We start from the raw sequence: 18,558 nt of genomic DNA on the forward strand, positions 1-18,558 counted from the left end.
ATCTGAGAATGCGGTAGGTCGATGGAGTGAAGGTTAAACAGAGTCATATCGATGAAAAAGCGCAAATAACTGCTACAACCCATCAATAAATTCGTTTATAAGCAAACGATGCCCCTGTAGGAGCGAGCCTGCTCGCGAAGCGGTGGGTCAACAAAAGAGATATCGACTGACACGACGCCTTCGCGAGCAAGCCCGCTCCGACAGGAGATTGCTGTTATTTCGGGGTGCAGGACAGCTCGATGCGCAGCTTGATGATGCTGCGGGTGAACTTGGCGGTGGCATTTTTGTGCTTGCCGGCCGGTACGTCGATCTTGCGGGTACGCGGTGCTTCCGGGCCATTGATGAAAACGGCCTTGCAGCTGGCATCGACGTCGCCGTAGTTGGCCACCTGAATGGAGCCGATGTCGTTATCCGTGTCGTAGGTCTGGTAATCGATCTTCATGCCGTTGAGGTCTTTTTTCACATCGATCGGGTAAGCCATCGCCGTCAGCGGCAGCAGCGCCAGCAGCACATAACAGAATTTTTTCATTCAGCAGCCTCCAATAGGGGCTGCCAGCTTAGGACAAGAGGAGCTCAACATGAAAGCGCCCCGCGTGACCCTTGATCAATGGCGAACGCTGCAGGCCGTGGTCGATCACGGTGGTTTCGCTCAGGCCGCCGAGGCGCTGCATCGCTCGCAATCGTCAGTCAGCTACACCGTGGCCCGCATGCAGGATCAACTCGGTGTGCCGTTGCTGCGCATTGACGGACGCAAAGCCGTGCTGACCGAAGCCGGCGGGGTGCTGTTGCGCCGTTCCCGGCAACTGGTGAAACAGGCCAGCCAACTCGAAGACCTGGCCCATCACATGGAGCAGGGCTGGGAAGCCGAAGTGCGCCTGGTGGTCGATGCCGCCTACCCAAGCGCCCGCCTCGTCCGCGCCTTGACCGCGTTCATGCCGCAAAGCCGTGGCTGTCGGGTGCGCCTGCGTGAGGAAGTGCTGTCGGGGGTGGAGGAAGTCCTGCTCGAAGGCGTGGCCGACCTGGCCATCACCGGGTTCAGTATTCCCGGTTACCTGGGCGCGGAATTGAGCGACGTCGAGTTCGTCGCGGTCGCCCATCCGGAGCATCCCCTGCACCGCCTCAACCGCGAACTGAGCTTCCAGGACCTGGAAAGCCAGATGCAAGTGGTGATCCGCGACTCGGGCCGCCAGCAGCCACGGGACGTCGGCTGGCTCGGTGCCGAACAGCGCTGGACCGTCGGCAGCCTGGCCACTGCCGCGACCTTCGTCAGCAGCGGTCTGGGTTTTGCCTGGCTGCCCAGGCACTTGATAGAACGGGAACTCAAGGAAGGCACGCTCAAGCTGCTACCGCTGGATCAGGGTGGCAGCCGCAACCCGAGCTTCTATCTGTATTCGAACAAGGACAAACCGCTCGGGCCGGCCACGCAGATTCTCATCGAACTGCTGCGTACGTTTGACACCGCACCACTGGACGCACCGTTCGCCGCCCCCGAACAAGCCTGACACGGAGTGTATGCATGGCCTATTTCGAACACGAAGGTTGCAACCTGCACTATGAGGAATACGGCCACGGCACGCCGCTGCTGCTGGTCCACGGCCTGGGCTCCAGCACCCTGGACTGGGAAAAACAGATCCCGACACTTGCCACCCGCTACCGGGTGATCGTCCCGGATGTGCGCGGTCACGGCCGTTCGGACAAACCCCGGGAGCGCTACAGTATTGCCGGATTCAGCGCTGACCTGATTGCACTGATCGAACACCTCAATCTCGGTCCGGCACACTATGTCGGCCTGTCCATGGGCGGCATGATCGGCTTCCAGCTAGGCGTGGATCAGCCGCAACTGCTCAAGAGCCTGTGCATCGTCAACAGCGCGCCCGAGGTCAAACTGCGCAGCCGCGACGACTATTGGCAGTGGTTCAAGCGCTGGAGCCTGATGCACGCACTCAGCCTGCGCACCATCGGCAAGGCGCTGGGCGGCAAGCTGTTCCCGAAACCCGAGCAGGCCGATTTACGACAAAAGATGGCCGAGCGCTGGGCAAAAAACGACAAACATGCTTATCTCGCCAGCTTCAATGCCATTGTCGGCTGGGGGGTCCAGGAACGACTTTCGAAGGTCGCCTGTCCAACCCTCATCGTCAGCGCCGACCGGGACTACACACCGGTGGCGCTGAAGGAAAATTACGTAAAACTGCTGCCCGACGCGCGACTGGTGGTGATCGACGATTCACGCCACGCCACGCCTCTGGACCAGCCGGAACACTTCAACCAAACACTGCTGGAGTTTCTGGCCGCAGTCGACACCACCACTCAGGATCACTGACCCATGCTGAAAAAAATCGCCCTCGCCGCAGGCTCCGTCCTGTTTGCCGCCAACCTGATGGCCGCGACGCCGGAAAAGGCACCGCATGTGCTGCTGGACACCACCAACGGCCAGATCGAAATCGAACTGGACCCGGTCAAGGCCCCGATCAGTACCAAGAACTTCCTTGAATACGTCGACAGCGGCTTCTACAACAACACGATTTTCCACCGGGTGATCCCGGGTTTCATGGCCCAGGGCGGTGGTTTCAGCTCCTCGATGCAGCAGAAACCAACCAAGGATCCGATCAAGAACGAAGCCAGCAACGGCCTGCATAACGTACGCGGCACGCTGTCGATGGCGCGCACCTCCGATCCTGATTCGGCCACCAGCCAGTTCTTTATCAACGTCAAGGACAACGACTTCCTTGATCCGGGTCGCGACGCCGGCTATGCCGTATTCGCCAAAGTGGTCAAGGGCATGGATGTGGTCGATATCATCGTCAATGCACCGACCACCACCAAAAACGGTATGCGCGACGTACCGGCCGATCCTGTGTTCATCAAGTCGGCCAAGCGCATCGACTGAGACTAAGCTGGACAAGGATGTCCGAGCCGTTGCCGGTGTTTGCCGGCAACGCTCAACACGTTAAAAGGAGAGCCCGCTCGCGGGCAAACAACCAATGCTTTATCGCCGCTTTGAAAAACTGATCGATGTTTTCCGTGAAGCACCGACGGCGTCTCCGCCGGACCGGGTTTTCCCTTTCTACACTTATTACCTCAAGCAGGTCTGGCCGAGCTTCGCCGCCCTGCTGATCGTCGGCCTGATTGGTGCCTTGATCGAGGTGGCGTTGTTCAGCTACCTGAGCCGCATCATCGACCTGGCCCAAGGCACGCCGAACGTCAGTCTGTTCCAGGATCACGCCCTCGAACTGACCTGGATGGTGGTGGTTGCGCTGGTGCTGCGCCCGATCTTTGTCGGCCTGCATGACCTGCTGGTGCACCAGACCCTGAGCCCCAGTATGACCAGCATGATCCGCTGGCAAAACCACAGCTACGTGCTCAAGCAGAGCCTGAATTTCTTCCAGAACGACTTCGCCGGGCGCATCGCCCAACGCATCATGCAAACCGGCAACTCGCTGCGTGATTCCGCCGTGCAGGCCGTAGATGCGTTGTGGCATGTGCTGATCTACGCCATCAGTTCCCTGGTGCTGTTCGCCGAAGCCGACTGGCACCTGATGATCCCGTTGCTGACGTGGATTTTCGCCTTCATCGGCGCCCTCTGTTACTTCGTGCCACGGGTAAAGGACCGCTCTGTGGTGGCGTCCGATGCGCGCTCAAAACTCATGGGGCGGATTGTCGACGGCTACACCAACATCACCACCCTGAAACTGTTCGCCCACACCAACTTCGAGCAGCAATACGCCCGCGAAGCCATCAAGGAACAGACCGAGAAGGCGCAACTGGCCGGCCGCGTGGTCACCAGCATGGACGTGGTCATCACCAGCATGAACGGCCTGCTGATCGTCTGCACCACCGGCCTTGCCCTGTGGTTGTGGACGCAGTCGTTGATCAGCGTGGGGGCGATTGCCCTGGCCACCGGCCTGGCGATCCGCATCGTCAACATGTCCGGCTGGATCATGTGGGTGGTGACCGGCATCTTCGAAAACATCGGCATGGTGCAGGACGGTCTGCAGACCATTTCGCAACCGGTCAGCGTCACCGACCGCGACCAGGCCAAACCCCTGGCGGTGGCCCGTGGCGAAGTGCGCTTCGAACAGGTGGATTTCCACTACGGCAAGCAGAGCGGGATCATCGGCGACCTCAACCTGACCATCAAGGCTGGCGAGAAAATCGGCCTGATCGGACCGTCCGGTGCCGGTAAATCGACCCTGGTGAACCTGCTGCTGCGCCTGTACGACGTCGAAGGCGGACGCATCCTGATTGACGGCCAGAACATTGCCGACGTCAGCCAGGAAAGCCTGCGCGAACGCATCGGCATGATCACCCAGGACACCTCGCTGCTGCACCGCTCGATCCGTGACAACCTGCTGTACGGCAAGCCCGACACCACCGACGCCCAACTCTGGGAAGCGGTGCACAAGGCCCGGGCTGACGGGTTCATTCCGTCGCTGTCGGACGCTGAAGGCCGCACCGGTTTCGATGCCCACGTCGGTGAGCGCGGGGTGAAACTCTCCGGCGGCCAGCGCCAGCGCATCGCCATCGCACGGGTACTGCTAAAGGACGCGCCGATCCTGATCATGGACGAGGCCACCTCGGCACTGGATTCGGAAGTCGAATCGGCGATCCAGGAAAGCCTCGAAACCCTGATGCAGGGCAAAACCGTGATCGCCATCGCTCACCGGCTCTCGACCATCGCCCGGATGGACCGGCTGGTGGTTCTGGAAAACGGCAAGATCGCCGAAACCGGAACCCACGCCGAACTGCTCGCCCATGGCGGTTTGTATGCGCGGTTGTGGCAACACCAGACCGGTGGGTTTGTCGGGATCGATTGATCCCCTGAACAACACACCAATAGTCCACAAAAAACCGCCAGCCCCCGCCAACAACGGGGCCTGGCGGTTTTTTATGCCTGCTGGAATTCTGAAAAAACCGTGCTGTACTCACTCCAACGTTCTGGAGATGGTTCTGCAGTCCATCGGCTGGATGCTCAAGGCAGCATAATCTCGAAAGGGCACTCTCTTATGTCTCTGTTAAAACGTTCGGCGACTGAGTTGGTAGGTACGTTCTGGCTGGTGTTGGGTGGTTGCGGCAGTGCGGTGTTGGCGGCAGCTTTCCCGGAGGTGGGGATCGGTCTGCTCGGGGTGTCCTTCGCGTTTGGCCTGACAGTGCTGACCATGGCTTTCGCCATCGGCCATATTTCCGGCTGCCATCTCAATCCTGCGGTGTCCCTCGGCCTGGTGGTAGGTGGGCGGTTTCCGGCCAATGAATTACCGGCCTACATCGTTGCCCAGGTCATTGGCGGCGTGATTGCGGCCGCCCTGCTGTATTTCATTGCCAGCGGCAAACCCGGTTTCGAACTGGCGGGGGGCCTGGCGTCCAACGGCTACGGCGAACACTCGCCTGGCGGCTATTCGATGGCGGCGGGGTTTGTCTGTGAACTGGTGATGACCGCGATGTTCATCCTGATCATCCTCGGCGCCACCGACAAACGAGCACCGGCAGGACTGGCACCGATTGCCATCGGCCTGGGGCTGACGCTCATCCACCTGATCTCGATCCCGGTCACCAACACCTCGGTCAACCCGGCGCGCAGCACCGGCCCGGCGCTGATCGTCGGCGGCTGGGCGATTCAACAACTGTGGATGTTCTGGGTCGCACCGTTACTCGGTGCAGTGGTCGGCGGCGTGCTGTATCGCTGGCTGGGTAAAGAAGAAAGCTGAAACGCTGAAGATCAGCCTTGTCGATAAGGCAAGGCTGACTTCGCCTCCTCTGCATAAGCCAGTACTCCCAACCGCTCCTGCTCCAGGAAGTCTTTCACCGCAGCTTTCAATCCAGGATGCCGCAGGTAGTGCCAGGAATGGGTAATGACTGGCTCGAATCCGCGAATCAGTTTGTGCTCGCCCTGGGCACCGGCATCGAAACGCTGGAAACCGTTGGCAATGGCATAGTCCATGCCTTGGTAGAAGCAGGTCTCAAAATGCAGGCGATCGAACTCCGCCAGGCATCCCCAGTAACGACCATAAAAGCTGTCCCCCCCCACCAGACTGAACGCCATCGCCACCGGCCGTGAACCTTGCTTGGCCAGCACCACGCGAATCGACTCTGGCATGCGTTCGGCCAGCAGGCTGAAAAACTCTCGTGTCAGATACGGCGCTTGCCGACGCACCGCGTAGGTATTGGCGTAGCAGGCATAGACGAAATCCCATTGTGCCTCGCTCAGTTCCCGACCTTCGAGCCATTCGAAATCGAAGCCCTGCCCGGCCACCTGCTCGCGCTCCTTGCGCATCTGTTTGCGCTTGCGCGAACTGAGCACGTCGAGGAAGTCCTGGAAATCCCGGTAGCCGCGATTCTGCCAGTGGTATTGACAGCCAACGCGCTGCAGCCAGCCCGGTTGCTCGCTCAGTGCCGCGTCGGTGAACGGATCGGTGAAGTTGATGTGTGCGCTGGAGAGCCCTTCAAGCTCAAGGTAGCCCGGCAGGCTTTTCAATAACTCAAAACCGTCTTCGACCGTGGCCGCCAACAGCCGCGGCCCGGTGACCGGACTGAACGGCACCGCGGTCAACAATTTGGGGTAGTAGTCGATGCCGGCACGTTCACAGGCATCGGCCCAAGCGTGATCGAACACGTACTCGCCGTAAGAATGCCACTTGCGGTAACCGGGCAGTGCGGCGATCAGTCGATCCCCTTCGACGTGCAATAAATGCTCGGGCTGCCAGCCGGTATGGGGTCCGACGCTGCCGCTGTCTTCCAGTGCGCTCAAAAAGGCGTGACGCAGAAAAGGCTGAGTTTCGGGCACCAGTGCGTCCCACGTCTGCGGGGAGATTTCTGACAGTTTTTGCAGGCGTTGCAACGGCATCACCATCCTCACTCTTTATGGCGTGAAAGCCCCGCGAGTATCGCCTATCGCTCTGCAATGCACACGGGCAAAACGACGACAGTGCTCTAACTCAATAGTTCACGGCGACTTTGTATCGTCATGGACATGACATCACATTGCCACTGCTCTGTAATAAACCATCGCGATACTGGCGCCTGTTTTTAGAGCGCCGGGTTATACCCGGCCACAGTTTTCCGCCCCTTATGGTCGGTTGTGTCCCGGATGGCTCTGTCATCCCCTCTCATCTTCGGAGATTGATATGCGTCTTGCTTCCACGAAAACTGCGGCGGCCTTGTGTAGTGGCCTGTTGCTGGCCATGAGTGTTCCGGCCAGTGCCGCAGTCGACGCCAAACTGCTCGACATGCTCAAGGCTAACGGCTCGATCACCAACGCGCAGTACAGCGAACTGCAAGCCGAGCTGGCCAGGGATCAGAAAGACCAGCAGATCGCCCGTCAGGCTCAGCAAGAGACCAACGAGCAAATCGCAGCCACCGCGAAGAAAACCGACGCTCTGAGCACCTTCGACCAGAAGCTGGCATGGGCCGCCAAGACCCAGTTCAAGGGTGACGTGCGCTTCCGCGAAGAAACCGTGCACAACGATGGCGTGCCGAACAACAAGGACCAGGACCGTCAGCGCATTCGTGCCCGCCTGGGTGCCTACAGCGAAATCAACCCGCAGGTCGACACCGGTATCCGTATCGCCACCGGCAATAACGACGACGCTCGCTCGACCAACCAGGACCTGAACAACTACTTCGACAAGAAGCAGATCTGGCTGGACCAAGGTTACATCGACTACCACCCGGACGCGATCAAGAACCTGCACCTGGTTGGCGGCAAGATGCCACAACAATGGGTGAGCATGGGCGACATCATCTGGGATAGCGACATCAACCCGGAAGGTCTGGCCGTCACCTACAAATACCCACTGAGCGGCACCACCGAGCTGTTCGGTAGCGCCGGTCACTACACCCTCAAGGACAACGTCGACGGTGAAGGCGTGCAGTTCAAACACGACCTGCGCCTGTACGCTGGCCAGTTGGGTGGTCGCTTCGCCATCACCGACAGCATGAAAATGACGTTGGGCGGCAGTATCTACTCCTACGACAACGACAGCAGCAGTGCCTGCCCTACCTCCGGCACCGTCACCACGCCATGCGCACTGGCCGTCAACGGCAACAGCCCGGGCGAAACCTTCAAACTGTACGAAGGCTTTGGTCAGCTCGACTTCTCCAACCTGCCAGTTCCGCTGTCGATCTACGGTCAGTACGTCAACAACACCGATGCCAGCAACGACCAGGACACTGGCTGGTTGGCCGGTGTGAAGTCCAAGGTCTACGGCTTCAACCTGGACTACAACTACCGCGACGTGCAGCGTAACGCTGTGGTGGGTGCCTTCACCGACTCCGACTTCGCCAACGGCTTCACCGGTTCGCGCGGCAGCAAGATGAAAGTGAGCTACGATCTGGACAAGAACTTTGCCTTGGGCGCGACCTACTTCATGGCGACTTCGGACCAGACCAACGCCAACATCAAGAAAACCGACTCGGACATCAACACCCTGCAACTGGATGCCGAAGCGAAGTTCTGATTCACCCCGCTACACGACTCGGGCAAGGAAGCCCGGGCTCCTTTTACAGCCTGGCGTTGGTGTGTCGGTCCCCATCATCCTCCGATGCATCAACGCGAGACTGTTTTCTCTCCCCTACCCATCGAATCAGCTTTATGTGGCGAGCGAGCTTGCTCGCGCTGGACTGCGAAGCGGTCCCAGAACCAACCACCTCGATTTGCCAGACATGCCGCATTAGCTTGTTTACGACGACGTCGTCGCCGAACGGGAGCAAGCTCCCTCGCCACAAAAGCCCCGCCAAAAAAAAATCGCAGCTTTCGGCTGCGATCTTTTCTTCTGCTGCGACAGCTAATTCAAAATCAGCGCTTGCGCAGCAACACACTACCAATCGAATAACCGGCACCGAACGAACTGAGCACCGCCAGCGAACCGGCGGCCAGGTCGTCCTGGTTCTTGTGGAACGCAATCACGGAACCGGCGGAACTGGTGTTGGCGTAGGTGTCGAGAATCACCGGAGCTTCCTGTTCGGTGGCGTCGCGACCCAGCAGTTTCTTGACGATCAGGTGGTTCATGCTGAGGTTGGCCTGGTGCAGCCAGAAGCGTTTCACATCGCTGACGTTGAGCTGGTTCTCTTGCAGATGCTCACTGATCAGTTCGGCAACCAACGGGCAGACTTCCTTGAACACCTTGCGGCCTTCCTGCACGAACAGTTTGTCCCTGGCACCGATGCCCTCTTGCGCCGCGCGGTTGAGGAAGCCGAAGTTGTTGCGGATGTTGTTGGAGAACTTGGTCAGCAGCTTGGTGCTGACGATGTCGAACTGGTACTTGGACGTCGCCAGGTCAGCACGCTCGATGATCATCGCAGTGGCGGCATCGCCGAAGATGAAGTGGCTGTCGCGGTCACGGAAGTTCAGGTGGCCGGTGCAGACTTCCGGGTTGACCAACAGGACTGCCCGGGCCTGGCCCAGTTGCACGCTGTTGGCGGCGGTCTGGATGCCGAAGGTTGCGGACGAGCACGCCACGTTCATGTCGAAACCGAAACCCTGGATGCCCAGCGCTTCCTGGACTTCGATGGCAATGGCCGGGTAGGCACGTTGCAGGTTGGAGCAGGCGACGATCACGCCATCGATGTCCGCGGCGGTCTTGCCGGCGCGCTGCAAGGCTTGCTCGGCAGCGCCGATGGCCATCTGGCAGAGCACCGACCACTCGTCGTTGGAACGCTCCGGCAGGCGTGGGGCCATGCGTTGCGGGTCGAGGATGCCGTCCTTGTCCATGACAAAGCGGCTCTTGATGCCCGAGGCTTTTTCGATGAATGCGGCGCTGGACTCGGTCAATGCTTCGATTTCGCCGCGCGCAATGGCGTCGGCGTTGTCGGCGTTGAATTGCGCCACATAAGTATTGAAAGACTGCACCAGCTCTTCGTTGGAGATGCTGTTGGCCGGGGTGTACAGGCCGGTGCCGCTGATGACGACGTTATGCATGGTCGTGTCTCTAATCTGTTCAGGCAGAAAGCATTGGCACAGTCGTACCAATACACAAAGGGTCTATTCCCGTCCGGGGGACGAAAACCTGGCATCGCTTTATTCCGACCTGCCCGAGACCGTGAAGGCTCAAAACCGCGGGGCCGGCGTTTATAGGCGCGAAGTTTGCCATAAACGTGGGCATTTCGCCCCTTTTGCTGGATCAAACTCCCACTGACACACCACCTGACCTGTGGGAGCGGGCTTGCTCCCACAGGGTATTGCACCAGCCTCCGGCCTACGGCTCGACTTGCGACCACTGCTTGTTCAGGCGCTTGTCGGAGATCGGCACCTTGGTTCCCAACTGTTGTGCAAACAGCGAAACCCGGTATTCCTCCAGCCACCAGCGATACAACTCCAGTTGCGGATCGCGTTTGCCTTCCTGGGCGTGTTTGTTGGCGCGGGTTTGGTATTGCGTCCACAGCCCGCTCAACTCGCCGCTCCAGACCCGGTCACGCTGCACTTGGGCACCGATTTTTTCAAAGCGCTGCTCGATCGCCTTAAGGTAACGCGGCAACTCCTTGAGCCATTGCATCGGCGTTTCCCGGACAAGTCCCGGATAGACCAGGTGGCTGAGCTGCTGCTTGATGTCGTTCAGGGCCACGGCTTGCGCCAGGTCAATCTTGCCTTTGAAGCGTTTTTGCAGGCCATGCCAGAGCTTGAGTATTTCCAGGGTCAATTTCGCCACACGCTCGGCGTGCTCAGTCCAGGCACCACGCTTGCGCTCGGCCAGGGACGCCAGACCCGCACCGTCACGGGGCAGCGGGTCTTCGCCCTCAAGAATGCAGCTGTCGAGGCTGGCCAGCAGAATGTCCTCCACCAGCGCATCGACGCGCCCCATGTCGCGGTACAGCAGGCCCAGTTCGGTCAGGCCCGGCAACTTGCCACGGAGGAACTTGGCAGGTTCGGCCAGTTGCTGCATCAGCAAGCGTTGCAGGGCACGGCGATGCTGGAACTCGGCCTCGGCCGGGGTCGAGAAACGCCCTTCCTTGACCGTGCCGGCCTCTTCCACCAGCGCCGGGTAGACCGTCATCGACAGCCCGGCGATCTTCTGTTGGGTTTTCTCGGCCACGGCGGCGAACACTTTCGGTTCAACCGGCTGCTGGCTTTTCGCGGTTTGCGGCACCGCCAATGCTGCCTGGCTGGCCTCGGCGAAACGCGCCGTCAGTTCGGCCAGATCGCGACCTTCGCCGAGGAACTTGCCCTGGGCGTCGACGATTTCCAGGTTCATGCGCAGATGGCTTTCGACCTGCTGCGCGGCCTCGGCCCAGGCTTCATCGCTGACCCGCGCACCGGTCATGCGCAGCAACTCGCGCCCCAAGGCCTGGGGCAGCGAGCCCTCGGCAAAGGTCATGCGCTGCAAGGCTGCCTTGACGAAGTCCGGCACCGGTACGAAATTCTTGCGCAAGGCCTTGGGCAGGTTGCGCACCAGGGCAATGCACTTGGCTTCGATGACGCCCGGCACCAGCCATTCCAGGCGTTCCGGTGGCAGCATCGGCAACAGCGGTGCCGGCACGCGCAGGGTCACGCCGTCGCGCGGGTGATTCGGTTCGAAGTGGTAGCTGAGGGCCAATTCCAGATCGCCGATGTGCAGCGTATCCGGGTAATGCTGGGCGGTGACTTCACTGGCTTCACGGGCCAGCACGTCTTCCTCGCGCATGATCAGCAGTTGCGGGTCTTTCTGGCTGTTGATCCGGTACCAACTGTCGAAGGTCGCGGTCTGGTGGATCTCCGCCGGCAGTCGCGCGTCGTAGAAGGCGTACAGGGTTTCTTCGTCGGCGAGGATGTCGCGACGACGGGCCTTGGCTTCCAGTTCGTCGAGTTGTTCCAGCAATTGCTTGTTGGCCGTCAGGCACTTGGCCCTGGACTGAATCTCGTCGCGCACCAGCGCTTCGCGGATGAACAACTCGCGGGACACCACCGGGTCGACCGGGCCGTAATGCACCGGCCGGCGCCCGACCACGATCAGCCCGAACAGGGTGATCTGCTCGAACGCCACGACCTGCCCACGCTTCTTCTCCCAATGGGGCTCGAAGTGGTTTTTCTTGATCAGGTGCCCAGCCAGCGGTTCGATCCAGTCGGCATCGATTTTCGCCACCATACGCGCGTAGAGCTTGGTGGTTTCCACCAGTTCGGCAGTCATCAGCCACTGCGGGCGCTTCTTGCCGATGCCCGAGGACGGATGAATCCAGAAGCGCCGCTGACGGGCGCCAAGGTAATCGCCGTCTTCGGTTTTCTGCCCGATCTGGCTGAGCAACCCCACCAGCACGGCTTTGTGCAGCTTCGGATAATCCGCCGGCTCTTTGTTGAGGCTCAACTGCATGTCGCGGCAGATCAGGCTCAGTTGGCGATGGGAGTCGCGCCACTCGCGCAGGCGCAGGTAATTAAGGAAATTCTTGCGGCACCAGTTACGCAGCGGGCTCGCGGTCAGCGCCTGACGCTGTTCTTCGAAACCGCGCCACAGATTGACCAGCCCGGCGAAGTCCGAGTCGACGTCTTTCCACTGGGCGTGGGCCTGATCCGCCGCTTGCTGACGCTCCGGCGGACGCTCGCGCGGGTCCTGGATCGACATGGCGCTGGCGACGATCAGCACTTCCTGCAAGCTGCCGAGCTTCGCCGCTTCCAGCAGCATGCGGCCCATGCGCGGATCCACCGGCAGCCGTGCCAATTGACGACCAAGCGGGGTCAACTGGCTATTGCGATCCACCGCCGAGAGTTCCTGCAGCAGGTTGTAACCGTCGCTGATGGCCTTGCCATCCGGCGGCTCGATGAACGGGAACGCGCTGACCTCGCCGAGGCGCAGATGCAGCATCTGCAGAATGACCGCCGCGAGGTTGGTGCGCAGGATTTCCGGATCGGTAAATTCCGGGCGCCCAAGAAAATCTTCTTCGCTGTAGAGGCGGATGCAGATACCCGGCTCGACCCGCCCGCATCGACCTTTACGCTGGTTGGCGCTGGCTTGGGAAACCGCTTCGATCGGCAGGCGCTGGACCTTGGCGCGATAGCTGTAGCGACTGATGCGCGCAGTGCCGCTGTCGATCACATAGCGAATGCCCGGCACGGTCAGCGAGGTTTCCGCGACGTTGGTCGCCAGTACTACGCGACGTCCAGGGTGCGACTGGAAAATCCGCTGTTGCTCGGCTGGCGACAGCCGCGCGTACAACGGCAGGATTTCGGTGTGCTTGAGCTGGGCCTTGCGCAGCATGTCGGCGGCATCGCGAATCTCGCGCTCGCCGGGCAGGAACACCAACACGTCACCGGGACTGCGGCGTTCACTGCGCTCATAAGCGGCGATTTCATCGAGGGTGGCGAGGATCGCCTGATCCACCGTCAGGTCGTCCTCGACGCGGTTGCCCTCTTCGTCCTGCTCCAGGGTCAGCGGGCGATACCAGGTGTCCACCGGGTAGGTGCGGCCGGAGACTTCGACAATCGGCGCGTCATCGAAGTGCTTGGAGAAACGCTCCAGGTCGATGGTCGCCGAAGTGATGATGACCTTCAGGTCGGGACGACGTGGCAGCAGGGTTTTCAGATAGCCAAGCAGGAAGTCGATGTTGAGGCTGCGTTCGTGGGCTTCGTCGACGATGATCGTGTCGTAGCGTTCCAGATACCGGTCGTTCTGGGTTTCCGCCAGCAGGATGCCGTCGGTCATCAGCTTGATCAGGGTGCTGGAATCGCTCTGATCCTCGAAGCGCACCTGATAGCCGACCAGCGCACCGAGCGGCGTGCCGAGCTCTTCGGCGACCCGGCTGGCGACGCTGCGCGCAGCGATCCGGCGTGGCTGGGTGTGGCCGATCAGGCCATGCTGGCCGCGACCGATTTCCAGGCAGATCTTCGGCAACTGGGTGGTTTTACCCGAGCCGGTCTCACCGGCGATGATCAGCACCTGGTGCTTTTCCAGCGCCTTCTTGATTTCGTCGCGCTTGGCGGCAATCGGCAAACTGTCGTCGTAACGAATCACCGGCAGACTGGCCTTGCGCGCCAGCACCTGCTCGCAGGACGCCTGCATCCGCGTCACCCACTGGCCCAGCCTGGCCTCGTCGGGTTTCTTGCGCAGCTCAAGCAACTGCCGCCGCAGCCGGTGGCGGTCGGCAAGCATGGCGTGATCGAGGTTTTTCAGCAGTTTGTCGATGGAGGGCGATTCGTCGGTCATCGGGTACGCAATTCAGTCGTCTAGTGGCGCAGGGTGCCGATTGTCGCAGAAAAGCAGCTTCAAGCGGCAAGCTACAAGCCGCAAGTTAAAAGCGGCTTCTAACTTGCCGCTTGTAGCTTGCCGCTTGCAACTGTTCCTATTCGTTATCCAGCCCTTTACGCCGATACGGGAATACATCAATCACCTTCCCCGCCCGAATCGCTTCCTGCAGGCTTTTCCAGTAATCGGCGTTGTACAACTCGCCATGCAGCTGATCGAACAACTTGCGTTGCCGGAAATCGGCAAACAGGAACGGCGGAAATTCCTCGGGGAACACGTCCAGCGGCCCGATCGAGTACCACGGTTCGGACGCCATTTCATCTTCCGGGGTGCGCGGTAACGGGATGTGGCGAAAGTTCGCCTCGGTGAGGAAGCAGATCTCGTCGTAGTCGTAGAACACCACCCGACCGTGACGGGTCACCCCGAAGTTCTTCAGCAGCATATCCCCGGGAAAGATGTTGGCCGCCGCCAGTTGCTTGATCGCCAACCCGTAATCTTCCAGCGCTTCGCGCACCTGCGCCTCGTTGGCGTTTTCCAGGTAGAGGTTCAGCGGGGTCATGCGGCGCTCGGTCCAGCAGTGACGGATCAGCACCGTATCGTCTTCCACCGACACTGTGGACGGCGCGACTTCCAGCAATTCCTCCAGGCACGCCGGATCGAACTTGCTCAAGGGGAAACGGAAATCGGCGAACTCCTGGGTATCGGCCATGCGCCCGACGCGGTCGACGCTTTTTACCAGACGGTATTTTTCGATCACCGTGGCGCGGTCGACGTTTTTCGACGGCGAGAAACGGTCCTTGATGATTTTGAACACGGTGTTGAAACCCGGCAGGGTAAACACGCTCATCACCATGCCGCGCACACCGGGGGCCATGATGAACTGGTCGTCGGTGTTGGCCAGGTGATTGATCAGCGCCCGGTAGAACTCGGACTTGCCGTGCTTGTAGAAACCAATCGAGGTGTACAGCTCGGCAATGTGCTTGCCTGGCAGGATACGCCGCAGGAAGCCGATGAACTCCGCCGGCACCGGCACATCCACCATGAAATACGAGCGGGTGAACGAGAAGATGATCGACACCTCCGCCTCGTCGGTGATCAGCGCATCGATCTGGATGCCGCGACCCTCCAGGTGCAGCAATGGAATTGCCAGCGGCCATTGCTCATCGGCGGTGTAGATACGCCCCACCAGGTACGCGCCTTTATTACGGTACAACACCGAGGAAAACAGCTCGACGCTCAGCTCCGGGTCCTTGCACACCCAATCCGGCAGGTTCTCGCGCAGTTGCGCTTCGAGGCGCTTCAGGTCACCGGACAGGTCGGCGTAATCCTCGCTGAAGCGGTAGTCGGCGAAGATGCTGGCGAGCATCGCCGACAATTGACCTTGCGGCTTGTAGGTTCGGGTTTGCGCGGCCCGGGCACGGCGCAGGCTCGGCCGGGTGGTGTGGATGAACATGCAACCGTCGCTGATCAGGTCATGGCTGAACAGCCCGCAGAAAATCGAGTTGTACCAGGTCTCGGACAGTTCGTCGTCGAAGCGCAGGTCGATCAGGCTGATGTAGGCGCTCTTGACCAGTGGCCAGCAGCTGACGTCCAGGGTGTCAGCGTCAAACGCGGTGCGCAGTCGCTCCACCGTTTCACCGACCTTGTCTTCGTACAGATTGATCCGCGCCGCCGACGCCGACTGCGTCTCTTGCCACCGGGCCTGTTCGAAGCGGGCCCGGGCGCCGTCGGTGATCTGGCGAAAATGCTCGCGGTAATCGTCAAAGCCATCGAGGATCAAGCGGGCGATGTCGGCGGCTGGCCATTGCTGCGGCATGGTGAGACCTCTGCGGGAATTCGGGAGGCTTGAGCTTAGCCAGTGAACCGGGTGCAGGAGAAGCGCAATTTTCCAGCCGAATTAAATGCCCGGTTTTCGGTTGCCATCGGTCACACACTCAGCAACACTTTCGCCCCTCCCCCAAGGAAGGACCGCGCTGTGAACCCCGTCGATATTTTCCGTTTACTGTCACTGGCGGCCATTTGGGGTGCGAGTTTTCTGTTCATGCGCATCATCGCCCCGGTGATTGGCAGCATTCCTACCGCTTTTTTCCGTGTATCGATAGCCGCTGCCGGACTGCTGGTGATTCTTGGGCTGATGCGCATCAGTTGGGATTTCAAGGGCAAACTCAAGACCGTGATGCTGCTTGGTGTGATCAACTCCGGCATCCCGGCGACGCTCTATTCGGTGGCCGCGCAGGTGCTGCCAGCCGGTTACTCGTCGATTTTCAATGCCACGACACCCTTGATGGGCGTGCTGATCGGCGGCCTGTTTTTCCATGAAAGGCTCACTGGCGCCAAACTCGGCGGCGTGTTCCTGGGGCTGTTCGGCGTGGGCGTGCTGACTCGTGCCGGTCCGGTGGCGTTCGATATGCAATTGCTGATGGGCGCCGTCGCCTGCCTGCTCGCGACCACTTGCTACGGATTTGCAGGGTTTCTGGCCCGCCGCTGGCTCGATCAGGCCGGGGGTCTCGATAGCCGTCTGTCCGCGTTGGGCAGCATGCTCGGCGCGACGCTGTTCCTGCTGCCGCTGTTCGGCTACAGCGTGATCAGCCAACCACCCGCGAGCTGGGGCGGCTGGAGTGTCTGGCTCTCGTTGCTGGGGTTGGGTCTGGGATGCACAGCGTTTGCGTACATTGTTTACTTCCGGCTCCTGAGCTCGATCGGTCCGGTGAAATCGATGACTACGACCTTTTTGATCCCGCTGTTCGGCGTGTTGTGGGGGGCGCTGTTTCTCGATGAGCCGCTGTCGATGGCGCATATTTATGGCGGGTTGTTGATTGCGCTGGCGTTGTGGCTGGTGTTGAAGCCGGCTGCTGTGAAACCAGGCTTGGTGGCTGACCGGTAGAATTGTTGCGTTGCGGATGACGCCTTCGCGGGCTTGCCCGCGAAGGCGTCTGATCAGACGCCAAAAATCACAAAGACCCAGAGTATTGCTCCAGGCCTTCTCGGGTTTACCCGCAATCAAGCGGTTTTACGGAACACAAACACCAGACCGACGATGATCAACAGCATACCGAACAGGCTCAACATCGCCAGGCGATTGCCGAAGATCAGATAGTCCATCACCGCCGTTACCGCCGGCACCAGGTAAAACAGGCTGGTGACGTTCACCAGATTGCCCCGGGCGATCAAGCGGTACAGCAACAGCGTCGCCAGCACCGATACCACCAGCCCCATCCACAGCACCGGCAGAATGAATCCGCTGCTGTGCTCGAAGTGAAACGGCTGAAAGGGAACGAAAACCCCGCACAACAGCAGTCCGGCCAGATACTGCACCGGCAGTGTACCGAGGGGATTGTCGGTGATGCGTTTCTGCATGATCGAACCGAAGGTCATGCTCGCCAGCGCCAGCAGACCGAAAAGCATCCCGGCCAGCGACATCCCGGCCAGCCCGATGCCCTGGTAGACCACCATGACCAACCCGGCCAGCCCCAGGGCCAGACCGAACATCCGGCGCCAGGAACGCTGGCGCTCCATCAGCACTACGGTGAGGATCGGCTGCACGCCCATGATGGTCGCCATCACCCCGGGCGTGACTTTAAGGTCCAGGGCCAGCAGATAGAAAATCTGATACGCCCCCAACAACACCACGCCGGTGGCCATCGCATACAGCATCGGTTTGCCGCCCTTGGGCAACTTCAGCTTGAGCAACGGCACCAGCAGCACCAGGCCGCATAGGGCGATGACGAAACGAAACATCAGGAAGGCAAAGGGCGACGCGTGAGCCAGCCCCCATTTGGAGAAAATCGCCCCGCTGCTCCACAGCAGAACGAACAGGCTCGTGGACGCCGCCGCGAGCGCGGACTTTTTCGAAAGGACAAACATGAATACCACCTGTAGTCAGGCAAAAAGCCAACTCAGCAAAAAGCTGAAATCCAGTAGTTTTTCAGGCAGGCATGGGGAACAGCAGAAGGCAGCTGATCAGCCCGAAATGCCAACGCCTGGCGGTGATGCAACTGCGCACACCGACGTGCTACTGACAGGTGGGGGGTAATGACTGATCTGCCCGGGCTGCTGATTCCCGCACGGCACGACGCCAGCGTTGACCGCTGAATCGACTACCGCGTTGATGAGGGATGCAGGCATTGGGCTGATCTTTGATTGAGGGATGAAAAGGTGAGTCCTGAAACTCACTGTGCGCCGACTATAACCAGCCCTCGACATGGATTGCAACGACTTGGTCAAAAGGCCAGTAATGACAGCTGGCACAGAATCAGCATTGTGCGGTTGGAGGGGTTGCCTGGGATTCCCCGGATCGAGTAGGAGGCGGATTTACATCCGCCGTCCTCTCACACCACCGTACGTACGGTTCCGTATACGGCGGTTCAGGTTAAGCGGTTAAGCCGGGTTATCGTATCCAGTATTGAGACCAGCCCGAGTC

13 protein-coding genes are annotated in these 18,558 nt (G+C 60.2%); 7 read left to right on the top strand and 6 right to left on the bottom strand.

Going from position 1 to position 18,558, the window contains the following annotated elements:
- Positions 1-214: 214 nt before the first annotated feature.
- Entirely contained in the window at positions 215-529 is a 315-nt protein-coding gene (locus tag KGB07_RS19035) for a hypothetical protein (RefSeq protein ID WP_046043696.1), read from the bottom strand.
- Between the two features lie 49 nt (positions 530-578).
- On the opposite strand from KGB07_RS19035, the gene KGB07_RS19040 reads away from it, so the two are divergent.
- From KGB07_RS19040 to aqpZ, 5 genes are all read left to right on the top strand, one after another.
- Entirely contained in the window at positions 579-1,502 is a 924-nt protein-coding gene (locus tag KGB07_RS19040) for a LysR family transcriptional regulator (RefSeq protein ID WP_007972479.1), read from the top strand.
- A 14-nt stretch (positions 1,503-1,516) separates the two neighbouring features.
- Positions 1,517-2,320 (top strand): alpha/beta fold hydrolase, encoded by an 804-nt coding sequence (locus tag KGB07_RS19045; RefSeq protein ID WP_046043695.1) that lies wholly within the window; start codon positions 1,517-1,519, stop codon positions 2,318-2,320.
- Positions 2,321-2,323: 3 nt separating this feature from the next.
- The gene (locus KGB07_RS19050) at positions 2,324-2,887 is read left to right on the top strand and encodes a peptidylprolyl isomerase (protein WP_046043694.1); all 564 of its coding nucleotides are present in this window, start codon (positions 2,324-2,326) and stop codon (positions 2,885-2,887) included.
- A 94-nt stretch (positions 2,888-2,981) separates the two neighbouring features.
- Positions 2,982-4,814: an ABC transporter ATP-binding protein gene (locus tag KGB07_RS19055; protein WP_223466249.1), complete on the top strand. Its 1,833-nt coding sequence runs from the start codon at positions 2,982-2,984 to the stop codon at positions 4,812-4,814.
- 189 nt (positions 4,815-5,003) lie between these two features.
- The gene (aqpZ, locus tag KGB07_RS19060; RefSeq protein ID WP_046043691.1) at positions 5,004-5,702 is read left to right on the top strand and encodes an aquaporin Z; all 699 of its coding nucleotides are present in this window, start codon (positions 5,004-5,006) and stop codon (positions 5,700-5,702) included.
- 11 nt (positions 5,703-5,713) lie between these two features.
- On the opposite strand, the gene KGB07_RS19065 is transcribed toward aqpZ, so the two are convergent.
- Positions 5,714-6,838: a GNAT family N-acetyltransferase gene (locus KGB07_RS19065; RefSeq protein ID WP_046043732.1), complete on the bottom strand. Its 1,125-nt coding sequence runs from the start codon at positions 6,836-6,838 to the stop codon at positions 5,714-5,716.
- 280 nt (positions 6,839-7,118) lie between these two features.
- Between KGB07_RS19065 and KGB07_RS19070 the strand changes: the two genes are divergently transcribed.
- Positions 7,119-8,450 carry a putative porin gene (locus KGB07_RS19070; protein ID WP_223466250.1) on the top strand — a complete coding sequence of 444 codons (1,332 nt, stop codon included), beginning with the start codon at positions 7,119-7,121 and terminating at the stop codon, positions 8,448-8,450.
- A gap of 338 nt (positions 8,451-8,788) precedes the next feature.
- Here the strand turns inward: KGB07_RS19070 and KGB07_RS19075 are convergent, their stop codons facing one another.
- The 3 genes from KGB07_RS19075 to aceK all read right to left on the bottom strand — a co-directional run bounded on the left by KGB07_RS19075 (position 8,789) and on the right by aceK (position 15,954).
- A complete protein-coding gene (locus tag KGB07_RS19075) occupies positions 8,789-9,910 on the bottom strand; it encodes a beta-ketoacyl-ACP synthase III (RefSeq protein WP_046043688.1) in 1,122 nt (373 codons plus the stop codon).
- A gap of 277 nt (positions 9,911-10,187) precedes the next feature.
- Positions 10,188-14,099: an ATP-dependent RNA helicase HrpA gene (gene hrpA, locus KGB07_RS19080; RefSeq protein WP_223466252.1), complete on the bottom strand. Its 3,912-nt coding sequence runs from the start codon at positions 14,097-14,099 to the stop codon at positions 10,188-10,190.
- A 136-nt stretch (positions 14,100-14,235) separates the two neighbouring features.
- The gene (gene aceK, locus KGB07_RS19085) at positions 14,236-15,954 is read right to left on the bottom strand and encodes a bifunctional isocitrate dehydrogenase kinase/phosphatase (RefSeq protein WP_046043686.1); all 1,719 of its coding nucleotides are present in this window, start codon (positions 15,952-15,954) and stop codon (positions 14,236-14,238) included.
- Between the two features lie 159 nt (positions 15,955-16,113).
- Here aceK and KGB07_RS19090 point away from each other — a divergent pair, with 159 nt between their 5' ends.
- Positions 16,114-17,022, top strand: coding sequence for a DMT family transporter (locus KGB07_RS19090; RefSeq protein WP_046043685.1), 909 nt, complete (start codon positions 16,114-16,116; stop codon positions 17,020-17,022).
- Between the two features lie 116 nt (positions 17,023-17,138).
- On the opposite strand, the gene KGB07_RS19095 is transcribed toward KGB07_RS19090, so the two are convergent.
- Positions 17,139-18,002 carry a DMT family transporter gene (locus KGB07_RS19095; protein WP_046043684.1) on the bottom strand — a complete coding sequence of 288 codons (864 nt, stop codon included), beginning with the start codon at positions 18,000-18,002 and terminating at the stop codon, positions 17,139-17,141.
- Positions 18,003-18,558 lie beyond the last annotated feature (556 nt).

This window comes from Pseudomonas sp. GL-RE-26, from assembly GCF_019956275.1.
Taxonomy (GTDB): Bacteria; Pseudomonadota; Gammaproteobacteria; order Pseudomonadales; family Pseudomonadaceae; genus Aquipseudomonas; species Aquipseudomonas grandcourensis.

Bases quoted from the DNA above. Each gene is read 5' to 3' on its own strand.
- KGB07_RS19035 (WP_046043696.1), bottom strand. From the start codon at position 529: ATGAAAAAATTCTGTTATGTGCTGCTGGCGCTGCTGCCGCTGACGGCG.
- KGB07_RS19040 (WP_007972479.1), top strand. From the start codon at position 579: ATGAAAGCGCCCCGCGTGACCCTTGATCAATGGCGAACGCTGCAGGCC.
- KGB07_RS19045 (WP_046043695.1), top strand. From the start codon at position 1,517: ATGGCCTATTTCGAACACGAAGGTTGCAACCTGCACTATGAGGAATAC.
- KGB07_RS19050 (WP_046043694.1), top strand. From the start codon at position 2,324: ATGCTGAAAAAAATCGCCCTCGCCGCAGGCTCCGTCCTGTTTGCCGCC.
- KGB07_RS19055 (WP_223466249.1), top strand. From the start codon at position 2,982: ATGCTTTATCGCCGCTTTGAAAAACTGATCGATGTTTTCCGTGAAGCA.
- aqpZ (WP_046043691.1), top strand. From the start codon at position 5,004: ATGTCTCTGTTAAAACGTTCGGCGACTGAGTTGGTAGGTACGTTCTGG.
- KGB07_RS19065 (WP_046043732.1), bottom strand. From the start codon at position 6,838: ATGCCGTTGCAACGCCTGCAAAAACTGTCAGAAATCTCCCCGCAGACG.
- KGB07_RS19070 (WP_223466250.1), top strand. From the start codon at position 7,119: ATGCGTCTTGCTTCCACGAAAACTGCGGCGGCCTTGTGTAGTGGCCTG.
- KGB07_RS19075 (WP_046043688.1), bottom strand. From the start codon at position 9,910: ATGCATAACGTCGTCATCAGCGGCACCGGCCTGTACACCCCGGCCAAC.
- hrpA (WP_223466252.1), bottom strand. From the start codon at position 14,099: ATGACCGACGAATCGCCCTCCATCGACAAACTGCTGAAAAACCTCGAT.
- aceK (WP_046043686.1), bottom strand. From the start codon at position 15,954: ATGCCGCAGCAATGGCCAGCCGCCGACATCGCCCGCTTGATCCTCGAT.
- KGB07_RS19095 (WP_046043684.1), bottom strand. From the start codon at position 18,002: ATGTTTGTCCTTTCGAAAAAGTCCGCGCTCGCGGCGGCGTCCACGAGC.